The organism is Rhizobium sp. Leaf453 (assembly GCF_001425605.1).
GTDB lineage: Bacteria > Pseudomonadota > Alphaproteobacteria > Rhizobiales > Rhizobiaceae > Pararhizobium.
Genome location: NZ_LMRG01000003.1, coordinates 177,990 through 198,296, shown reverse-complemented (window position 1 = coordinate 198,296; position 20,307 = coordinate 177,990). Strand labels below are relative to the sequence as shown.

Annotated in this window: 21 protein-coding genes, 1 tRNA gene and 1 riboswitch; of the genes, 7 read left to right on the top strand and 15 right to left on the bottom strand. The window is 61.4% G+C overall.

What is annotated here, in order from left to right:
• Positions 1-57: 57 nt before the first annotated feature.
• The gene (locus ASG68_RS06585; protein ID WP_062581472.1) at positions 58-1,272 is read left to right on the top strand and encodes a ubiquinone biosynthesis hydroxylase; all 1,215 of its coding nucleotides are present in this window, start codon (positions 58-60) and stop codon (positions 1,270-1,272) included.
• A 36-nt stretch (positions 1,273-1,308) separates the two neighbouring features.
• Here ASG68_RS06585 and ASG68_RS06580 read toward each other — a convergent pair whose 3' ends face one another.
• The 5 genes from ASG68_RS06580 to ASG68_RS06560 form a co-directional block, all read right to left on the bottom strand.
• Complete coding sequence (locus ASG68_RS06580; protein WP_062581471.1) at positions 1,309-1,539, bottom strand: hypothetical protein; 231 nt, start codon at positions 1,537-1,539, stop codon at positions 1,309-1,311.
• A 137-nt stretch (positions 1,540-1,676) separates the two neighbouring features.
• Positions 1,677-1,865 carry a Trm112 family protein gene (locus ASG68_RS06575; protein WP_060638452.1) on the bottom strand — a complete coding sequence of 63 codons (189 nt, stop codon included), beginning with the start codon at positions 1,863-1,865 and terminating at the stop codon, positions 1,677-1,679.
• A 10-nt stretch (positions 1,866-1,875) separates the two neighbouring features.
• Entirely contained in the window at positions 1,876-2,556 is a 681-nt protein-coding gene (locus ASG68_RS06570; protein ID WP_062581469.1) for an LON peptidase substrate-binding domain-containing protein, read from the bottom strand.
• 115 nt (positions 2,557-2,671) lie between these two features.
• Positions 2,672-3,673 (bottom strand): thioredoxin, encoded by a 1,002-nt coding sequence (gene trxA, locus ASG68_RS06565; protein WP_062581467.1) that lies wholly within the window; start codon positions 3,671-3,673, stop codon positions 2,672-2,674.
• 57 nt (positions 3,674-3,730) lie between these two features.
• Positions 3,731-4,240 (bottom strand): prolyl-tRNA synthetase associated domain-containing protein, encoded by a 510-nt coding sequence (locus ASG68_RS06560; protein ID WP_062581498.1) that lies wholly within the window; start codon positions 4,238-4,240, stop codon positions 3,731-3,733.
• A 251-nt stretch (positions 4,241-4,491) separates the two neighbouring features.
• Here ASG68_RS06560 and ASG68_RS06555 point away from each other — a divergent pair.
• Positions 4,492-4,566, top strand: a tRNA-Gly gene (locus tag ASG68_RS06555).
• A 173-nt stretch (positions 4,567-4,739) separates the two neighbouring features.
• On the opposite strand, the gene ASG68_RS31135 is transcribed toward ASG68_RS06555, so the two are convergent.
• On the bottom strand, positions 4,740-4,895 hold the full coding sequence (locus tag ASG68_RS31135; protein WP_156373953.1) for a hypothetical protein: 156 nt from the start codon (positions 4,893-4,895) through the stop codon (positions 4,740-4,742).
• Between ASG68_RS31135 and ASG68_RS06550 the strand changes: the two genes are divergently transcribed.
• From ASG68_RS06550 to ASG68_RS06540, 3 genes are read left to right on the top strand one after another with little or no spacing between them, the layout of a single operon-like run.
• Positions 4,879-5,646 carry a matrixin family metalloprotease gene (locus tag ASG68_RS06550; protein WP_062581459.1) on the top strand — a complete coding sequence of 256 codons (768 nt, stop codon included), beginning with the start codon at positions 4,879-4,881 and terminating at the stop codon, positions 5,644-5,646. The genes ASG68_RS31135 and ASG68_RS06550 overlap by 17 nt on opposite strands.
• A gap of 5 nt (positions 5,647-5,651) precedes the next feature.
• Positions 5,652-8,135 carry a S8/S53 family peptidase gene (locus ASG68_RS06545; protein ID WP_062581457.1) on the top strand — a complete coding sequence of 828 codons (2,484 nt, stop codon included), beginning with the start codon at positions 5,652-5,654 and terminating at the stop codon, positions 8,133-8,135.
• Complete coding sequence (locus tag ASG68_RS06540; RefSeq protein WP_062581455.1) at positions 8,120-9,358, top strand: trypsin-like serine peptidase; 1,239 nt, start codon at positions 8,120-8,122, stop codon at positions 9,356-9,358. Before ASG68_RS06545 ends, ASG68_RS06540 begins: the two co-directional genes overlap by 16 nt.
• Before the next feature lie 424 nt (positions 9,359-9,782).
• Here the strand turns inward: ASG68_RS06540 and ASG68_RS06535 are convergent, their stop codons facing one another.
• The 7 genes from ASG68_RS06535 to metA all read right to left on the bottom strand — a co-directional run bounded on the left by ASG68_RS06535 (position 9,783) and on the right by metA (position 16,266).
• The gene (locus ASG68_RS06535) at positions 9,783-11,756 is read right to left on the bottom strand and encodes a M23 family metallopeptidase (protein ID WP_062581453.1); all 1,974 of its coding nucleotides are present in this window, start codon (positions 11,754-11,756) and stop codon (positions 9,783-9,785) included.
• Positions 11,753-12,394: a hypothetical protein gene (locus tag ASG68_RS06530; RefSeq protein ID WP_062581450.1), complete on the bottom strand. Its 642-nt coding sequence runs from the start codon at positions 12,392-12,394 to the stop codon at positions 11,753-11,755. Before ASG68_RS06530 ends, ASG68_RS06535 begins: the two co-directional genes overlap by 4 nt.
• 37 nt (positions 12,395-12,431) lie before the next feature.
• Entirely contained in the window at positions 12,432-12,770 is a 339-nt protein-coding gene (locus ASG68_RS06525; RefSeq protein ID WP_112406355.1) for a hypothetical protein, read from the bottom strand.
• Positions 12,771-12,905: 135 nt separating this feature from the next.
• The gene (locus ASG68_RS06520; protein ID WP_062581446.1) at positions 12,906-13,679 is read right to left on the bottom strand and encodes an SDR family oxidoreductase; all 774 of its coding nucleotides are present in this window, start codon (positions 13,677-13,679) and stop codon (positions 12,906-12,908) included.
• 52 nt (positions 13,680-13,731) lie between these two features.
• Entirely contained in the window at positions 13,732-14,748 is a 1,017-nt protein-coding gene (locus tag ASG68_RS06515; RefSeq protein WP_062581444.1) for an aldose epimerase family protein, read from the bottom strand.
• Between the two features lie 142 nt (positions 14,749-14,890).
• Complete coding sequence (locus ASG68_RS06510; protein ID WP_062581442.1) at positions 14,891-15,343, bottom strand: GNAT family N-acetyltransferase; 453 nt, start codon at positions 15,341-15,343, stop codon at positions 14,891-14,893.
• Positions 15,340-16,266, bottom strand: a complete 927-nt coding sequence (metA, locus tag ASG68_RS06505; protein WP_062581440.1) for a homoserine O-acetyltransferase MetA — start codon at positions 16,264-16,266, stop codon at positions 15,340-15,342. Before metA ends, ASG68_RS06510 begins: the two co-directional genes overlap by 4 nt.
• Before the next feature lie 79 nt (positions 16,267-16,345).
• A riboswitch (SAM riboswitch) is annotated at positions 16,346-16,423 on the bottom strand.
• A gap of 166 nt (positions 16,424-16,589) precedes the next feature.
• On the opposite strand from metA, the gene ASG68_RS06500 reads away from it, so the two are divergent.
• The gene (locus tag ASG68_RS06500; RefSeq protein WP_062581437.1) at positions 16,590-17,015 is read left to right on the top strand and encodes a DUF4345 domain-containing protein; all 426 of its coding nucleotides are present in this window, start codon (positions 16,590-16,592) and stop codon (positions 17,013-17,015) included.
• 1 nt (position 17,016) lies between these two features.
• Here ASG68_RS06500 and ASG68_RS06495 read toward each other — a convergent pair whose 3' ends face one another.
• Positions 17,017-17,808 (bottom strand): pseudouridine synthase, encoded by a 792-nt coding sequence (locus ASG68_RS06495; protein ID WP_062609168.1) that lies wholly within the window; start codon positions 17,806-17,808, stop codon positions 17,017-17,019.
• A 147-nt stretch (positions 17,809-17,955) separates the two neighbouring features.
• Here ASG68_RS06495 and prmB point away from each other — a divergent pair, with 147 nt between their 5' ends.
• A complete protein-coding gene (prmB, locus tag ASG68_RS06490; RefSeq protein ID WP_062581432.1) occupies positions 17,956-18,879 on the top strand; it encodes a 50S ribosomal protein L3 N(5)-glutamine methyltransferase in 924 nt (307 codons plus the stop codon).
• On the opposite strand, the gene ASG68_RS06485 is transcribed toward prmB, so the two are convergent.
• On the bottom strand, positions 18,876-20,294 hold the full coding sequence (locus ASG68_RS06485) for a PLP-dependent aminotransferase family protein (protein WP_062581430.1): 1,419 nt from the start codon (positions 20,292-20,294) through the stop codon (positions 18,876-18,878). The two genes, prmB and ASG68_RS06485, sit on opposite strands and share 4 nt — an antisense overlap.
• Between the last annotated feature and the right edge of the window lie 13 nt (positions 20,295-20,307).

Below are 20,307 nucleotides of genomic sequence, written 5' to 3'. Positions count from 1 at the left end.
GCATGCTTGATCTATATAGCAGGCATGCAATGCTCAAGGGCAAAGGGAGAACGAGAGATGATCGATGTGCTGATTGCGGGCGGCGGTTATGTCGGATTGTCGCTGGCCGTGGCGGTGAAGAAGGCAGCGCCGCATCTGGCTGTGACGCTGATCGACGGCGCACCTGACGATGCCTGGAAGAAGGACGAGCGCGCCTCGGCGATCATCGCCGCCGCCTCGCAGATGCTCGACGTTCTCGGGCTTTGGAGCGAGATCGAGCCGGAGGCCGAGCCGATCAAGCGGATGGTCATCACCGATTCGAACACCGCCGATCCCGTCCGCCCGGTCTTCCTCACCTTCGAGGACGAGGCGGTCGAAGGCCGGCCCTTTGCCCATATGGTGCCGAATGTCGCTCTCGTCGGAGCGCTGCGCAAGGCGGCGGGCGAACTCGGCGTCGAGATCCGCCAATCCACCGTGGCGAAGGATTTCAGGAGTGGCGATCATGCCGTGTCCCTGACGCTATCGAATGACGATGTGCTCGACGCCCGGCTGTTGGTCGCCTGTGACGGCGTGCGCTCCAAACTGCGCGATGCTGCCGGCATCAAGACCGTCGATTTCGATTATGGCCAGTCGGGAATCGTCACCACGGTCGAGCACGAGCGCCCGCATGACGGCACGGCCGAAGAGCATTTCCTGCCGGCCGGCCCCTTCGCGACGCTGCCGCTTCGCAACAATCGCTCTTCCCTCGTCTGGACGGAACGCACCCGCGACGCCGACCGCCTGATCGCCAGCGACGATCTGGTGTTCGAGGAAGAGCTGGAGCGCCGTTTCGGCCACAAGCTGGGCGGGCTCAAGGTCGTCGGCGGTCGCCGCGCCTTTCCGCTCGGCCTGACGCTGGCGCGCGATTTCATCGCCCCGCGCTTCGCGCTTGCCGGCGACGCCGCCCACGGCATTCACCCGATTTCCGGCCAGGGCCTCAATCTCGGCTTCAAGGATGTCGCGGCGCTTGCTGAAACCATCGTTGATGCCGACCGTCTCGGTCTCGATATCGGCTCTCTGGCGGTCTTGGAGCGCTACCAGAGCTGGCGCCGATTCGACACGTTCCGCATGGGCGTGACGACCGACGTGCTGAACCGGCTGTTTTCCAACGACATTACCCCGATCCGCGCGCTCCGCGATTTCGGCCTCGGCATCGTCGACCGCCTGCCCTCGGTGAAGTCCTTCTTCATTCGCCAGGCATCGGGGCTTGGCGGCCAGAGCGAGCCAAAGCTGCTGGGTGGTCTGCCGATTTGAGCGTGAATCCGGGAGTTTGAGCCCAATTCGTGGCCGTCATCGCGTGCCCCTGAAATTCTTCAACCGGCGCTTGGGGTTGACGATCAGCACAGCAACTATTGCTACCAAGGCTGTGTACAAAGGGTGCGTCCCGAAGGCGGCGCTGACAAACGCGGAAAGTAACATTGCCCCTGCAATGTAAAGGCCCGTGGAAAATGGGCCGATCAGGAAACCCCACAGGAAATCCTGGAAATGTTTCTTCCAGCGGATGCGTTCAAAACGGCTCATGCAAGACCTCGGATTGTGTCGATCTCTACGCCGACAAGTCCCCCGGGTTTTTCATAAACCGTCTAAATTTGCGTGAACGACCGCGACAAGCGAAGCAAGTTGAGGCGCACTGCAAACCGATCAGCCCGTTGACGCGCTCAATCCTCGATCTTGCGCGCTTCCGAAATCAGCATGATCGGAATGCCGTCCCTGATCGGATAGGCGAGGCGGGCCTTTTCCGAGATCAGTTCGTTGTCGGCGGCATGGTAGCTCAGCCGGCCCTTGGTCAGCGGGCAGACGAGCAGTTCGAGCAGTTTGGGATCGACACGGCTGGTTCTATCTTCCATGGGCAGGACTTTACTGCAGCATGGTTTCGATGTCGCCGAAATTGCGCGCCAGCACGATTTCGGTAATAGCGATCAGCGTTTCGGCCCGGGTCTTCAGGTCCGGTGCTTCCAGCAGCGCCTGTTTTTCCGCCGGGCCATAGGGTGACATCATCGCCATGGAGTTGACCAGCGTCGTGTTGCTGGCCCGTTCGACGCTCTCCCAGTCCGCCTCCAGCTTGTTGGCGTCGAGATAGGCCTTGAAGGCGGCGAGCAGGGCCTCCCGATCGACTTGCGCCTCGTCGTCCGGCGTACTTAAATCGGTGACGAACGGGGCGATGCGGAAGGAACGATAGCCTTTCGTCTGCGGCATTTCCTCGAACAGCCGGAAGCGGCAGATGCCGGTCAGCGAGATGATGTAGCGGCCGTCCTCCATCTCGGCGAAGGAGGTGATCCGGCCGACGCAGCCGACCTGGCAGAGCGCCTGCACATGCGCCTGGCCGGCCTCGTCTCGGATTTCGCCGAAGGACGGCTGGATCATGCCGATCAGGCGGTTTTTCGTCAGCGCGTCATCGACCATTGCGAGATAGCGCGGCTCGAAGATGTTCAGCGGCAGCTGGGAGCCGGGAAGCAGGAGCACGCCCGTCAGCGGAAAGACCGGGAGCGTTTCCGGCAAGTCCTGAGACTTCAGATATCGTGCATTTCCAACTTGCATGTCTTGCAACACCCCATCGCGTCCAAGCGGTTTCCGGCAATCGCAGCCCAATCCGTCGCCTATCGACAGAGATGGGGCACGCGCCCGAAAACTCAAGGGATCGCGTGGCGCGATGTCAGGAGAACAGGATGGATGACAATTTGCGCCGCGCCGAAAGCGTGGCCGGATCCATCGGTCCCCAGATGTCGAAAAACTGTAGAAGCTCGCGGCGTGCACCGTCGTCCTGGAAGGTCCGGTCGCGCTTCATCACCTGAAGGAGATGATCGGAGGCGGCAGTCCGGTCGCCCTCGACATTGCGGATCTTGGCGAGCTTGATGCGGGCTTCGTGATCGTCCGGATTGGCGGCCAGCACCTGTTCGAGCGCGTTGGGATCGCCGAGCTTGCGGGCTTCCTCGATCTGGGCGACCTTCTTGGTGACCGCGATGATGCCGGCATCCTTGGCGAGCGCCTCGGGCAGGTCGGCCAGCATGTCGCGCGCCTGTTCCAGGTCGCCGGCGGTGATCAGGCAATTGACGAGCCCGGCCAGCGCCACGGGATTGTCCGGTGCTGCCTGCAGTACGGCACCGAACAGGCCGGCCGCGTTCTCAAGGTCGCCCTGTTCGAGCAGGCTCTTGGCCTCGGTCAGGGCCGCCTCGATCTCGGCCGCCTGATCGTCAACGACCGGGCCGGCGACTTTTTCGATGAACTGGCGAATCTGGCTTTCCGGTACGGCGCCCATGAAACCATCGACCGGCCGGCCGCCGACAAAGGCGATGACGGCGGGGATCGACTGGATGCCAAGCTGGCCGGCGATCGACGGATGATCGTCGATGTTCATCTTGACCAGCCGCACCCGGCCCTGTCCTTCGGTCACGACCTTCTCGATCACCGGGGTCAGCTGCTTGCAGGGGCCACACCAGGGGGCCCAGAAATCGACCAGAACCGGTTGGTGGCGGGAGGCTTCGAGGACGTCACGGGCAAAGTTCGCGGTCGTCGTATCCTTGATCAGGTCGCCTGCTGGCAAGGACGCCGCGCCGGCCTGTGCCGGAGCAGCCTGTGCGGGCGCGCCGCCATAGGTGGCCGTCGCCGTCATCTGGCTGCCGTAGGAACCTGAATAGGGATTGTCATTGCCGCTCATCGTGTCTCCTCGCGGACATGGGTGTCCGTCTGACTTTCTTGCGTCAAAGATCGTATGTCAGGACGTCACTTTCAAGACAAGCGGTTCATGTCCCGTCGCCTCGATAAAGCGCAAGAGGTCCTTGGAGGCGATCGAGGTGGTGGCGTCGTTCGACAGCGGATGGCAGTTGACGATCTCATCCTGCATCAGGTCCTGGTCGATGATGATCTTCACGTTCTGGCCGGCATCGTTGATCACGCCGAAGGCAGTAACGGCGCCCGGGATGACGCCCAGATATTCTATCAGCTTTTCCGGGCGGCCGAACGACACCTTGCTGGCGGCGCCGATGATCGTGTGCACGGTCTTGAGGTCCACGGTCGCATGTTCCTCGACGGTGAGCAGGAAGTAATTGTCCTTCTTGTCCTTCACGAACAGGTTCTTGGTGTGGCCGCCGGGGATTTCGTCACGCAAAGCCACCGATTCGGCCACGGTGAAAACCGGTTCGTGCTGCTTGGTCTTGTGGGCGATGCCAAGGCTGTCCAGAAACTGGAACAATTCCGTCTGTGTCTTCGGTTCTGCGTTGCTCATGGGCCTGTCCTTGAGGAGAAAAAGTGCCGTCTGCTTTACGGCCTGGCCCAGACAAGCGCAATCGTGTCGATGGTGAATGCGGTAAAACGCCTTGTTTTCAGGGTCTTGCGACATTTTTGAAAAATTTCTTAGATCCGGCGTCATTTCCCTGTTGCATTTGAAAATCGGCTGGGCCATATAGCGCCCGTCGCCGCAAGAAACAACGCAGCGACGCCACGGTCCACCGACTACCCCCGGGCCGAGGTTGATGAGCGGGTGTAGCTCAGGGGTAGAGCACAACCTTGCCAAGGTTGGGGTCGGGCGTTCGAATCGCCTCACCCGCTCCATTTTCGCTCCGATGAGAAACAATTTCCTGGCAGTATAAAATGCACCGAAACCGATCCTGTCGGTCCGTGTTTCGATCTCACGCACGCTCCCGTCTCCGTTACCTGTTGTGATTGCCTTTAGGTTGCAATCACGCTCGTTCAATGGTTTACTGTTTTAGCAGCTGAAAAATACTTCAATTGATTTCATCATCGTGCGGAAGCAGGGGGATCGCCATGTCGCATCCGCTTTTTTTGTCTTCGATCGCATTTTGTCTTGCCGCTGTTTGCACGCCTTCGATGGCCGCCGATGCGGTTCCGCCTTTGCAGCCTGTGATGGAAAAGGCGATCAAGGAACTGTCAACGACGGCGAGTGGGCCGGAAGGTGCGGCCTTCAAGGAGCTTCTGGCCGTTCTGCCCAGGGATTTTGACGGCAGCTTCATCGTCGAGGGTGATCTCGCTTTGTCGGAAGAGGAGCTGGTGGATCATCTGCTGGGGCTTGCGCCGGGCAGCCAGTCGAGCGGCGCCGGCGAACTCAAGCTCAGCATCCACAACGGCCAGATGGATTTCTACGCCAAGCCGGACCGCAAGCTGACCTATGCCATCGACAAGGCGTCCTTTGGCGACGATGTGCGTTATCGGGAAATCACCGAGTTGATGGAGCAGGCGACGGGTGAATGGGAGGCGATCGCGCCTGAAAGCGGGCTCGATTTCGTTCATGTGTCGGAGCAGGACGCGGCGCCTGTGGCCGGCAATGTCAACTTCATCGTCGAATTTCGCGATGCCGGCGGCCTGTTCATTGCGCGGTCCTTCTTCCCGCATGATAGCGGGGAGGACCGCAAGCTGACGATCGATCCGACCTTCTACACCAGCCAGTTCATCAAGAAGGGCGTGCTGCTGCATGAGCTTGGCCATGTGCTCGGCTATCGCCACGAGCATATCAACGGCGTGCCAGGCTGCCGCCGCGAAGGTGGCGTGTTCCTGACGCTGACGACAGAGGATCCGCGCTCGGTGATGCACTATTTTTGCGGTGGCGGCGGCAGTCTGGACATGACGCTCAGCCCCCTCGACAAGCAAGGGCATGCGATCGTCTACGGAGGGTGAGTGCCATGCTTAACCGTGATTTCCGGTGGCTGCGGGTCACTGGCTTCCTTCTGGTTTCCCTCGGCATCTCGCTGGCCGTGGGCGTGCCGAGCGCCGCATGGGCGGGGGATGAGGCAGCGGCCTTCGCCAGCGACGAGCGGCCTGCCACGGCACTGATCGGCCTGCCGGTTCATGCGGATGCCACGCCGGAAAAGCCGCCGGTCGGCACCATCGCCGATCTTGTTCTGGGCGGCAGCGATATTGCCGATGTGGTGATAGACACGCCGAACGGGCGCTTGTTGCTGCCGTTCGAGCATCTGCAGGTCTTTCCGGATATCGACGGCCATGCCTTCGTCGTCGCCAGCAACGAGACGCTGGAGAAGTTCGGTACACCCTACAGTGAGGATGAGACCGCACGGCTGCTGACGCGCCTGCCGGAGGCGGAAAGGAACATCCTGTTTCGCCCACAGGCCCTGAATTTCACCTATTACGGCGGCAATGCCGTCACCGATATCGCCAATTTCCTGGCGAAGTTCCGCGCCAAGTTCGGCGATCAGGCGTTTCGCACGGAAATGTATACGGTCCAGGCCGGCGATACCGTCTGCGGCATCTATGAAACCAAGACCCAGATGCCGGTCACGCGGACGCACTGCCCGCAATCGGCCGAAAATCTCTTTGCTGCCACCAATCCCGACATGAAGGGACCGGCGCCACAGGTCGATATCCAGATTCCGATGCTGGACATTTTCAGGCTGGAGCCGACCAAGAGAATGCCGGGCAGCATGAATTACCTGATTCGGCTGCCGGTGGATGCCAGCATGGCAGAAGCCTTCTTCGAGGATTTCGATCTCGTCTACCAGCCGAATGTGGCGGTCGATTATACCTATGCCGGCAGGGGGGAGCAGAAATATCCGCAATCGGCCGAATGGGAGGCGCTGCCCGGTCCCGACCGCGTCTGCCAGCCGGAAGCCGCGCCAGCGCGGGAGAAATCGTTCTACTACCTGTTCGACTGGCTGGCCCAATCCGGCTGGGAGCCGCCCGATGCCATCAAGGCCTGCGCGCTGAAATGCCGGGAGACCGCCAATGGAAATGATGCGGCCTGTGCCGATGTCGTGCTGGTGGACCAGTTGCTGCAGCCGACAAACGACATCACCGACATCCGCCCGCTCGACAAGAACGGTGAGGCCATGGCCGGATTGTCGCCGCCATCGGCCAACGCTTGTACGCCCGCCAATGACATCAATGTCGCCACGCAGCATGGCACCCACATGGCCAGCATCATTGGCAGCAAGGCGGATGGCAAAGGCTATGTGGGCTTGAGCCCCGGGCTCGACATTTTCGCCTATCCCTGGGCGGATGGCACGTTGATTTCCGATCTCGCGCGTTTCCTGCAGAAGCGAGTGTCCGGAAGCGGCGAAGGCCCGAGCCTCGCCGATATGGGGCCGCAGGTGTTCGTGTTCGCCAGCTATTTTCCGTCAACGAAAAAGAACCAGGGACGGTCGTACAGCTATCCCGATGCCGATCTCGATGGCAGCCGGCTGAAGACGAAGATCATCAATACGACCGGCGAGCGGGTCGGGCCGGAGAAGATCCGGATGATCCCGGCCATGCAGAAGACCATTCAGGAAACGTCCGACTACGGCCTTTGGGTGGTTGCCGCCCTGCAGAAGGACAGCCAGATTCCCGATCCGTTGGAGATCAATGCCGAGCTCGCCTATTCACCGGTCAATCTCGGTGACCTGCCAAACGTCATCGTCGTGACGGCGTGCGACGAATGTTCGGAAGGCAAGGCGTCCGTCTGGAAAGATGCTTTCTACAGCAACACCTTCGTTCACGTCGCGGCGCCCGGCATGAAGGTCGTAGCGCCCGTGGGCGAGGGGCGTTATGCCGTTGCGAGCGGCACCTCGCAGGCGACCGCCATTGTCGGCGGCCTCGTCGGCGCGATGGTCAATTGTTATCCCGACTATTACCGCGACGGCGGACCGGAAGAGTCCCTCAACTCCGCTGTCGTCAAGCAGCGGCTGCAATATACGTCCAAGCCGATCTTCTATAAGGCCGAGGATCTTGCCCGCGTGGCGAGCGGCGTCGTCGATCCCCAGGTTGCCCTGCTCGATCCGGAAAAGAACTGGATCAAGCTGAAGGGCGCGCAGGACTACACCGAACTGACCGGGAACGACGATATCGCCAACTGGTGCGAAAAGAAGATCGAGCTGGTGGACGATAACCTCGTCGCCAAGGCCGCCGCGACCCAGAATGTGGTCCGGATGGTCCGGGTCATCGTTCCCGATGGCATGCTCGGACAACCGGCACCCTGGGTGCTGTATTCGCTTGCCAAGACCGGCAACCAGCCGGCCGCCATCCAGCGATTCGATCCTCGGGTCTTCGAGGATGCCGAACGGGAGAATGTCCCGATCGCCCGCAAGAAAAGCGGTGATCTGTTGTATCCACGCGATTTCGACGATCTCGTCCTCGCCAAGCTGATCACGAGTAAACCATGCCCGGCGCCGTGAGTCGCTTCCGTAGTGCCGTGCTTTCGGCATTGCTGACGGCAGCGCTTGCCGTTCCGGCGCATGCCGTACCCTGTGGCGGCAACAGCGCGGAACGCACGGTGTTCGGCAAATGGCAGACCGTGCCGACGTCCGTGCGGGATATCAGTGCCGCGCGGCCGCATCTGGAGCGGTCGGCCCCGACCCGGACGCGTTATTTCCGGGTGTTGATGAAGCTGCAGGAGCCCGGTGGCGATCGGTGGCAGCTGGTGATCCGCGATGTCAACCAGCATGTGCTGGAGGTGTTCGGACCGGAAGATTTTGCCAATCGGGAGGTCATCCTCAGCGGGCGTCATGCCACGAATATTCTGGTCTTCGATTTGAATTCCGGCGGTGGGGAGGCTCCACTCATTCGGTTGCGACAGGAAATCCTGATGCCCGATGCGGTGGATGGCATTTCCTATTATTCGCGCCAGGTGGAGGGCATCGACAATTGGAAGGCCCTGTTCGATCCCACGGTCCCGTTCATGCGCCGCCACTGGGGCGACAATGTCGCCTTCGTCATGGTGGGCATTCACGAGGGAAGCGCGCCGGCCACCTGTTCGGGCATCGTCCTCCCGCCGCACTATCTGCTGACCAATTGGCATTGCGGCCCGGCCTTCAACGGCCAGAACGAGGAAATCCCCGGCGCCTTCTGGAGCCCGCCGATCTGCGAGCGCACCCAGCTGGACCTCTCCTGGGACGACGACACTATCAGTCGCGAGTTCGGATGTGAGCGGGTGCTGGCGACAAGCCAGGATCTCGATTATGCGCTCCTGCGCATCCGTCCGCTGGAAGGCAGCGCCTCCATCGGCCCGGTCTCGATTGCCGCGTCCACCGATACGCCGACGCTCGCGATGGTGCATCACCCGGCTGCCGCAAAGAAGGTCATTAGCGGCGACTGCGCTATCCCCGACCGGGCGCTGCCAAGCTGGCTGGGTAAGGTCGAGGGCGCGACCCTGACGCATCAGTGCGATTCCGAAGGCGGCAGTTCCGGCGCGCCGATGTTCGACAGGAAGGGGAAACTAGTGGCGCTGCATCATCTCGGCTTCGAAATAGATCCGCTGACCGGGCAATGCGACAGGAAGAACAAGGCGATTTGGATGAAATTCATCCTTGAGGATATCGAGCGCAAGCTCTCGACCACCGAGGCGCCTAATCTTCAGCAGGGCGATGTCGATATGCTGAAGTGGTTGGTCGGCAATTAAGGTTGATTTGGGCGATAGGCAGTGGCTGGCGTCGGCCCACGCAGGCAGAGTGATCGCATGCGAAGGTCTGCTTGCCTCTCTTCTCCCCGCCGGGGAGAAGGTGCCCGAAGGGCGGATGAGGGGGGCCGAAGGCCACCTCTCGCATATGACGAGTGGCTCCGGCTTCGCCGAAGCCCCCTCATCGCCTCGTTTCACTCGGCACTTCTCCCCGCTGGGGAGAAGAAAAACCAAGCCTCAACTTCCGTCATCCAGCACGACCAGAGAAGACCACCGCACGCGCGATCATCCCCATCTCGAAGGCGCTGCGAGAGATGACAGAATTTGCCGTAGGGAAAATACGACAGTTTCCTTGGCGTGAAGCGTCCCTTCCAGCCAGTACAAGTCTTCCCGGTTCAGGACGGAGCACCGCTCTCCCCCGTGCCCGTTACTCCGCCGCCAGCTTCGAAATCCGGTCCAGCCGCTCCTGCAGATCCTGAACCATGCCGTTCAACCGCGCCGTCGTCTGTTCCAGCACGAGGATGCGGGCATCCTTTTCGGCGAGGATCTGCGGCGAAGCACCCGGCTCCTGCTGTCCCGGTACGACGACCACAGGTTCCGCGCAGACTTTCTTGTAGGCCGCGACGTTCTGGAAGCGGCCCTGCATGAAATCGGTGCCGAAGCGGATGCCACGCTCGAAGGTTTCGCGGTCGATCAGCGGCGTGCGGCCGGATTCGTGATGGAACATCGTCTGGCCGAGCGCCCAGAGCTGATCGGCATTGCTGATCGGGATTTTCTCGTCACGTGCAAGCCGTCGCCCGAAATAGCGTTCGGAAAGCTGCGAATAGGCGTTGATGTAGTTGTCGATCACCGCAGGCGCGGCCGTCGATCCGGCAATGCCCTTGGCAAGTTCCACCAGTGTCGGCTGGGTGACGGCAACGCCGTTCGCGCCATAGCCTTTGCGCACCAGCAGCCAATACCACCAGATGCCGACCCCGGATTCATCCGTCTCGAAGGTCATGATCGTGCCGCCGAAAGCGTCGGTCTGGACATCGACCGGCTTGTTGTCTGTCCCGAGCCTCAGGCCCGGCCAGTTGCGGATATAGGAATTCCAGCTTTCCCAGGGCACATACATGGTGAGCGCCCCCCAGTTGCGGGTGAGTTCCGTCTTGGATTGACGGTTCAGGGCCGTCTCGCCGACACAGGTCGTCGGCGTCTGGCCTTCCCCCGTTTTGCGGGTGAAGCTGAAGGCCATCGTCACTTGTTCGGGGCCGGGACTGGTGCAGCCGACTCCTGCCTTCAGTCTGCTGCCGGTGACCTCGACACGCTTGCCGCTTTCGAGAACGGGGCCGGTGGCATCGAACTCGCCGCTGCCACAGGAATCGCCGAGGATGCGTGCCTTGCCGAGATAGACCTCGCCCGCCTTGAAGCCGTAGAACACCTTTTCGCCGGGCAGCATGCTGCTCGCCAGTTCGGCTTTCGGCGTGGTGACCACGAAGGTCCGGCTGTTGCCCTCGGAGATCAGTCCGAACTCGGAGCCGTTCGATGTCCAGTAGGAGGAGATCTTCGACGTTTCGCCCGGCTGGACCTGTGGGCCGGTGCCGACGATCGGGCCGGTTCCCGTATCGGTCCCTGTGCCGCTGCCCGGCTGGGCCGTGCCGGTGCTGCCCTCGCAGCGCTGTCCGCCGCCGAGCATGACGGCGCTGACGCCGCGGTCACGCTCATAAGCCGTTACCAGGTCGCAATAGAGCGGGACGGGGATGAAACCCTTTCCGGCGATGTTCTTCCAGTGCTCCAGATGCAGATGGAGCGTGGTCGAGGTGCCGCCGAAGTCATTGTACATGAAGCCGATCGTCTCGCCGGCGGTGACGCGTTGGTTGAGGCGCACCTTCAGCCCCTGCATGTTCATGTGCAGGTAACGGTAGCGTTCGCCGTCGCGTGGCCACAGGTCCACTGTATAGCTGCCGATCGCCTTGATGACGCCGTCCTTGACCGCGACGACGGGGATGAGGTTTTGGCGCGAACTGCGCAGCGTGCTGCAGGTCGTCGTCGTGCCGCCGCGAATATCGACGCCTTGATGCACTGTATTGAGCGGGCAGCCAAGGGGCGGTGCGTTCTTCTTGCCGCGCGTTTCGCACAGCGTGTCCGACCAGACTTCGTTGTAGTTGCCGGCGTCGCACTGGTCGCCTCCGATCGCGCCGCCGCCCTTGTTGCGGACCTGCGAGTTGAGTGTCGTCGGAAAGCCGGTGATGGGGAACTTGATGCCGGGCGCGTAGCTTGAATAGTCGGGCGCGCCCTGACCGAAATTGTCCTTGAGCACGCCGGGTGGATTGACCTTGAAATCGACTGCCCGTGCGGAGTGGAGTGGTGCAGCGAGCGCGGACAAGACAATGAGTGGAAGGAGCCATTTGCTGGGGATCACGGCTGTGTCTCCGTGTTGACGGGGAAGGTGCCGACGCAGCCACCCTGCTGGTCGCACAGCACGAATTTATCGACGATCTTGTCGGCCTCACCTTCCGTGACGCATTCCTCGTCGCCGACCAGGCATTCGAACAACACCATGTAATCCGCCCCGGCATAGCCGAAGGTGATCACGTCGCCGGCAAGCTTGTTGTAATAATCCGGCTTGGCGCCAGCAAAGGCGGGCGAGGCATCGTTGGCGGCGGCATAGGAGATGGAGCTCGCCTGGATGTTCATGTTGAATTTCGGATAGGAAACCCAAGCCGAATAGCCGGATTTGCTGAAGCTGATTCCGGCCTTCCGGGTCGTATCCTCCAGGCCCACCTGATCGCCGCCCAGTTCCGTCGTGCCGGCCTTCAGGTCCACGAACAGTTTCTGAGGGATCAGCACCGGAACGGCCGGCGTGAAATCGCCAAGCTGGTCGGCACCGGGAAACTGCAATGTTTCGCGAAAGCCGTTGGATGTCGCCTCGGCCATGTCGTTGGCGACACGGCCGAAATCGACCGGGTTTTCGATGGCGTCATCGATCACGCCCGCTTCCTGTGCGAAAAGCGGCTGCGTGATCACGTAGGCGGCAAGAACAACTCCGATGCGGCGCATGATGCTTGCTCCGTTGAAGCGTGGTGCATCTGTCAGTCTATTTGAGGGTACCCGTCAACGGGACGCCATTGATCTCTACGGTCGCCTTCTGACCTGGCGCCGTCAGGCCGGCTCGCGTCTTGTTCTCGATCTCCTTGCAGACCACCTGCGCCAGCTTGTCGGCGGCAGGCGCTCCGGGAAGACCGAGAATGGCTGCTATGGATGTTGCTGTCGTGACAAAGGCGCACTGCCGCTCGATTTGCGCGGCGATCTGCTCCGGCGTGCTCTGCGAGCCGTCGGTCGAAACGCAACCGGACAAAATAAGGGAAGGGATCAATACAAGCATAGGCCATAAAGCTACGCTCGCCGACCCGTCGAAAGACGATTTCGGGCGCATTATGTCACCTGCAAAATGTATAATTTATAGGTTGCGAGAGTACATATACTCAACGCAACCGTCAACTGCAGAGTTTTTTCTATTGCTAATCTATTGTATAGGCTTGCACTATTTTTGGACGGGCCGGATATCCGGTCAGCCGCGCCCGACATAGGGCATCTGCGTCGCCATCACGGTCATGGTCAGCACATTGGCATCGAGCGGCAAGCCGGCCATGTAGACGACCGCATCGGCGACGAGATGGGCGGGAATGGTCGGCTCGCTGGCGATCTCGCCATTGGCCTGCAGCACGCCGCCGCTCATGCGCGAAGTCATCTCGGTCGAGGCATTACCGATATCGATCTGGCCGCAGGCAATGTCGAAGGCGCGGCCGTCGAGCGCAGTCGATTTGGTCAGGCCGGCGATGGCGTGTTTGGTCGCCGTGTAGGGAGCTGACATCGGTCGGGGCGTCGAGGCGGAGATGGAGCCGTTGTTGATGATGCGCCCGCCGCGTGGCGTCTGCGCCTTCATCAGTTTCATCGCCTGCTGGGTGCAGAGGAAGGCACCCGTCAGGTTCGCCGCGACGATGGCGTTCCATTGCTCGAAGGTGATGTCTTCCATCGGCACCGCCGGCAGGCCCATGCCGGCATTGTTGACGAGAAGGTCGAGGCGGCCGAAATCATGGGCGACGGTCTGGAAGAGGGTCGCGACGGAATGCGGGTCGCCGACATCGGCGGCGAAGGCGCGCAGTGTGCCACCCGTTGCCTCCGCGATCTCGTGCGCGGCTTTTTGCAGGACGTCGTAACGGCGGCCGGAAATCACGACGGTAAAGCCGTTCTTCGCCAAGGCCTCGGCGATCGCCCGACCAATGCCGGTGCCGCCGCCGGTGACGAGTGCGATCTTTCCATGGTTTCGTGTGGTGTCAGCCATCGTCGCTTCCCTCCCCGGTCGCGTCTTGTCTTTGCAGTGAGGTGGGCCGGAATCAGCTTCTTGTAAAGACGTAATCGGTTTCCTGCCGCAGCGTTTCGCCTGGCCGCAGGATGGCTTCCGGGAAATTGGCGTGATTGACGGCATCCGGCCAAATTTGCGTTTCCAGGCAGAAGCCGGCAAACGGCCCGTAACGACGGCCGTCGAGGCCCGGCACCGGCACGTCCATCTTGAAGCCGGTATAAAATTGAACGCCCGGCTCGGTCGTGCGGACTTCCAGCGAGACGCCGGAATTGATGCTGCGCACCAAAGCGACAGATTGCTTGGGGCCGCGCGCCTCGGACAGGCAGAAATTGTGGTCGTAGCCGATCTTGTCGCCTTCCAGCTGGCGGCGCATCGGCGTCATCGTCCGCAGGTCGAAGGCGGTTCCAGCTACCGGGCGGATTTCGCCGGTCGGCACCTGGCGTTCGTCCGTCGGCAGGTAGTCGTTTGCCGCTATCATCACGTCGTGGCCCAGCGCATCGGCGGTGCCGTCGAGATTGAAATAGCTGTGCTGGCAGACATTGCAGATCGTCGCCTGATCGGTCGTGCTTTCGTAGAGAACATTGAGCACGCCGCCGTCGCTTAGCGTATAGGTGCAGGTCACGGTGCAATTGCCGGGATAACCGGCGCGGCCATCGGGATCGGTGATCCGCAGCACCACGCGATTATCCGTCTGCTCGACGATATCCCAGATGCGCTTGGCAATGCCATCGCTGCCGCCATGCAGGTGGGTGACGCCGTTCTCGTTGTTTTCCAGCTGGTATGCGGTGCCGTCGATCGCGAAGCGGCCGCCGCCGATGCGGTTGGCGTTGCGCCCCGGTGTCGCGCCGAAATAGGGGGAATGGTCGAGATAGTCCTGGAAATTGTCGAAGCCGAGCACCAGCGGCGCGGCATGGCCGTCGAGCCGCAGGTCCTGGATCACCGAGCCCCAGGTCAGAATGTTCGCCGTCAATCCCCCACCAGTCAGGACCACGCGATGCACGGCTTCACCGGTCGGTAGATGGCCGAAAATGTCTGTCTGTGTCTGCACGGCCGTTTTTCCTCCACTGCCCCGGCGGCAACCTGCGTCATTTCGCTGGGGTCGGCAACCGAAAAGTCATACAATTCACCGCAGCGTTTCCACTGGCAGCATCTCCTCACCCGTCATTGCCTGAAAAACACTGCCGGTTCGCTCAAGACGTCTTCTGATAGACGATGAACGGCGTCTTGTCTGCGATCCGATCGTAGAGTTTGCGCGCTGTTGCGTTGAAATCCTGGGTCATCCAGTAAACTTCCTGCGCCTTTTCGGCATTGGCACGGGCATAGACCGCCTCGATCAGCGCCCGGCCGATCCCCTGTCCGCGGATTTCGGGATCGGCATACAGGTCCTGCAGATAGCAGATCGACTGTTCATGCCAGCAGGAGCGGTGAAACAGATAGTGCGCAAGTCCCACCGTCTTGCCGTTCAATATCGCCAGAAACCCGGCATACTCATGCGCCGCGCCGCTCAGCAGGCGCGAGAAGGTGAGGGCATAGATTTCCTCCGGCAGGACGGTTTCGTAAAAGGCAAGATAGGCCTTCCAGAGACGGCGCCACTCGGCCTCGTCTCCACTCTCGATCGGCCGGATGACAAGATGCGTGGTCACCGTCTGTCCTTTCCGATATCCGCCGGGTCATAGGGCGTGGTCTGGTAGATTTCGTTGATCCAGTTGCCGAACAGCAGATGCGCATGGCTGCGCCAGCGGTTCTGCGGCGGCAGGCTCGGATCGTTGTGCGGGAAATGATTATGCGGCATCTTGATCGGCACGCCGGCATCGATGTCGCGGAAATATTCGTCCGACAGCGAGGTCGAGTCATATTCGACATGGTTGAACACGTAGAGCCGGTTGCCGGCCTTCTCGTGAACGAAGCACACCCCCATCTCGTCGGATTCCATCAGGATCTCGAGTTCCGGCACCGTCTGGATATCGCCGCGCCGCACCTCGGTCCAGCGGGAGACCGGGATCTGGAAATCGTCGGAGAAGCCGGAAAGGTAAGGTGAGGACGGATTGAGATTGTGGTGGCGGTAGACGCCAAAGGCCTTTTCCCTGAGCGTATGCTTCGGCACGCCGTGGAAATGGTAGATCGCCGCCATCGCGCCCCAGCAGATGTTGAGCGTCGAATGGACGTTGGTGTGCGTCCAGTTGAGGATGTCCTGCATCTCGCCCCAATAGGTGACATCCTCGTATTCCAGCGTCTCGACCGGAGCGCCGGTGATGATCAGGCCGTCGAAATGGCGGTGCTTCACCTCTTCCCAGGTCTCGTAGAAGGCGAGCAGGTGTTCTTCCGACGTGTTCTTGGCCTTGTGGCCGCCGAGGCGGATCAGGGAAAACTCGACCTGCAGCGGCGAGGCGCCGACGAGGCGCGCCATCTGCACTTCGGTCTTGATCTTGTTCGGCATGAGGTTGAGCAGCCCGATCTGCAGCGGGCGGATGTCCTGACGGATCGCCACGGTTTCGGTCATCACCCGCACGCCCTCTTTGACGAGGGTTTCGAAGGCGGGCAGCGTATCGGGAATCTTGATGGGCATGGACAACACTCGGTCAAACGAACAGGCGGACAAGCCGGAATAAAAAAACCGGCAACGATGAATCGCTACCGGCCCCGCTGCTTGCGCACGCACGGCCCTTTAGCGACTTATTTAACGTGGCTGCAAGCCGGCCGGCCAAATCACCACGAGATGCTTAAATAGCGCCGCTCGACATGAAAATCAATGTCGGAGCCAGAGGCCCCATCCTTGCCTCCCACAGGCGCCCTGCGATCGTTCACGTCCTGCTCACGCCGACGTGTAGGTCAGCGCTGAAACTCCGCCTCGCTGCATGCCGTAACCCCTGTGTCGCTGGAGGACATGCCATGACCAGTCTTGCCTATCAGATCAGCCCGACCGATTTCCGGCAGCGCCGGCTGTTGCAGGTGACGATCGCCGTTCTGGCGCTGCTGCCTGTGTTTGCCGGCCTCTGTGGCGTGGTGACGGGCGCCGGTTTTCTTGGCGTCACGGCTGGCCCCGCCGATCTCGACAGCCATGTGCGCTTCCTGTCCGGCCTGTTCCTCGCCTTCGGGCTTAGCTGGTACACCTGCATTCCGGCCATCGAGAAGAAGACCGAGCGCATCCGGTTCTTGGCCATTCTTACCGTTTGTGGCGGGCTGGCGCGGCTTGCTTCGCTGGTCATTGCCGGTGTCCCTTCGACAGGGCATGTGCTGGGCCTTTGCATGGAGTTGCTGGTGGTCCCTGCCCTCGTTGTCTGGCATGCCCGCGTGTCGCGGCTTAGCCGGAGATAGTTTATTTCATGCCGCAAAGCCGGCGCAGGCCATCCACCTCGCCTTCCGTCAGCGTCCGCACCGCGCCCTTTTCCAGATCGCCCAACGGAAGATTGCCGATCGCGACGCGCATGAGCCGCAGGCAGGCGACATCCAACGCTTCCAGCATGCGGCGGATCTGCCGGTTGCGTCCCTCGTCGAGTTCGATCTCGACCCAAGAATTTCGGCCCCCTTCGCGCAGCATCCGTGCACTCTTCGCGCGTAGGAAATCGTCATCCTGCCGGACGCCGCGCATCAGCGCCTCCATCAGATCCTGATCGGCGATCCTGTCGATCTGCACATGATAGGTCTTGGAGACATGGGTTTCTGGATCGAGCAGTGCCTGGGCAAATTCCGTGTCGTTGGTGAAGAGCAATAGGCCCTCGCTCGCTTTGTCCAGGCGCCCGACGGGGGAAAGGTGAGCATGGTCGATGTTCTTCAGGCAATCGAACACCGTCGGCCGCCCTTCCGGATCATGACGGGTGGTCACCAGCCCGCGCGGCTTGTTCAGCATCAGATAGACCGGCTGTTCCGCCACCACCATCTTGCCGTCGACAGCAATGGCGGCGTTCGACAGGTCGACCCAGGTCGCAGGATCGGTCACCACTCGTCCACTGAGCGTGACGCGACCGGCGGCGATCATCTCCTCGGCCTGCGTGCGCGAACAGAAGCCGAGCTTCGACAGGGCGCGCGGCAGGGTCACCCGCTTGCCGCCAGGCGCAGGTTCGCTCGTCTTGTTTCCGCTGATATTGCGCCCCTTGCGGCCCTGTTTCATCACACTGTCCCTCAAGCCCACATGACCGGCTGTTGACCTGCCTGCCCCTGCCATTTAGAGCGAAGCTCAACCCGAGTGCAGTTATCGCCGCTTCGTCCGTTCATCAACGGCAAATAAGCGAGGCGGCGAACGTTTGGAAGCGAGACCATGTTGAACACCGACGATATTGCGCGTGAACTCCTCACCCTCAGAGACTTCTGGCGCTATGCGATTTCTCGCTTCAACGCGGCGGAGCTGAGCTATGGCCACGGCACCACGACGGCGATCGATGACGCGGCATTCCTGTTGCTCGACAGTCTCGACCTGCCGATCGATACGCTCGATCCCTTCCTCGATGCCCGCCTGCTGGCTCCCGAGCGCAAGCTACTCGCCGAGCGGATCGAGGCGCGTGTCTCAACTCGCAAGCCGACGTCCTACATTACCGGTCACGCCTATATCCAGGGCGTCCGTTTCCATGTCGACGAACGGGTGATCGTGCCGCGCTCGCATATCGGCGAAATCCTGTTCGCTGAATATGGCGGCGAGATGGGCTCGTCCTTCCTGCCCGATCCGCTGAGCATCGAAAGCGCCGTCGATATCTGCACCGGCTCCGGGTGCCTGGCGATCCTCGCCGCGAAATTCTTCCCCGGCGCCTATGTCGATGCCGTCGATCTGTCGCCCGATGCGCTTGAGGTCGCGAAGATCAATGTCGCCGAGCATGAGGTCGAGGATCAGGTCACCCTGCATCAGGGCGATCTTTTCACCCCGCTGGCCGGCCGCAAATATGACCTGATCATCACCAACCCGCCCTATGTCGATCATGTGGCGATGGACGCCTATCCGCCGGAATTTCGCGCCGAACCGGCCATGGCCCATGATGGCGGTGTCGATGGTCTCGACCTCGTCCGCGAAATCCTGGCAAAGGCTGGCGATCACCTCAATCCCGGCGGCGGCATGATATGCGAGATCGGCACCGGCCGCGAAATCCTCGAAGCCGAGTTCCCCGATCTGGAATTCCTCTGGCTGCAGACGGCGGAAGAGGACGAGTCGGTGTTCTGGATCTCGGCGGAATCGCTCGGTGTCGAGGGCTAAGCTCTCGCTTTCAGGACTTCCGTAAGCACGTCGAACACCTTTGCATCAAGGCATTGGGACACGTTAAACCGCATGAACCCTGTCGCGGCCTGTGACAGGCTGAAGGCATTGCCGGGTGCCATGACCACACCGCGCTTGATCGAGGCGTGGGCGACGGCGGTGGCGTCGATACCCTCCGGGAGATGGCACCACAGGAACATGCCCGCCAGCGGTTCGATCCATGGCACAATCCCCAGCGGTTTCAGCCTGCCAGCGACCTCTGCTCTTGCCTGGGCAAGTTTTGTTCGCAGTATTTCGACATGCTTCCGGTATCCGCCGTCGCCGAGCACATTCAGGACGAGGTCCGCATCCAGACGCGCGCCACCGAACGACGTCGCAATCTTAAGGTCCGTCAGGCCTTCGATCCATTGCGGCCGGGCGGCGATGAAACCGCAGCGGGCCGAGGCCGAGAGCGTCTTCGAAAAACTGCCGATCAGGATGACCCTTTCCAGCCCATCGAAGGCCGAGAGACGCGGGGCAGGCGTATGCTCGAAATCGGCGAAGATATCGTCCTCGACAATGGTGAGATCGAACTGTTCGGCGATCTTGAGAACCCGGTGGGCGACGACTGGGGACAGGGTCGCGCCGGTCGGATTATGGATGCCGGCATTGGTGATGTAGAGCCGCGGCCGATGGGTGGCGACGATTTGCGCGAACATTTCGATGTCGGGGCCAACAGGCGTATAGGGCACGGCGACCAGGTTTGCCCGGTGAGCGCGCAGCAGGGCATGGAAATTGAAATAGCAGGGATCGTCAACCAGCACGGTGTCGCCGGGTTCCAGCAGGAAGCGGCAGAGAAGGTCGATCGCCTGCGTGCCCGAATCCGTCAGCATGATCTGGTCCGGCGATGCTTCGATACTGCGCTCGGCAAACCGCCGGGCAAGCAGTTGCCGCAGCGCCGGCAGGCCGAGTGGCGTGCCATAATCGGCAAGGCTGGAGGCCGTGCCGCGCGACAGGTTTCTCAAGGCACGGCGAATGCTGTCTTCGGGCAGCCAGGACGGCAGCAGCCAGCCGCATCCGGGCTTCAGGTCGCTCTCGCTCGCCTCCAGCGACTGGCGTGAGATCCAGAAGGGATCGACGGCGCGGTCGAGTTTCGGTCCTGTTTCCGACAGCGCGAAGGGGGCGATCTGGTTGGCCACGTAGAAGCCGGAGCCGGCGCGCGATACGATCGCCCCTTCGGCTACAAGGCGCTCATAGGCATCGACCACCGTCGAGACCGAGACCTTCAGCGTTGATGCCAGCGAACGGACCGACGGCAGTTTCGCGCCCGGTGTCAGGCTGCGTCCGACGATGCGCTGCCGGATCGTGTCCATCACCATCACGACCCGCGTGCGTCCTTTGCTTTCATCGCTCATCTGTGTTGCCATTTGATCCATAACAGTTTTGCCG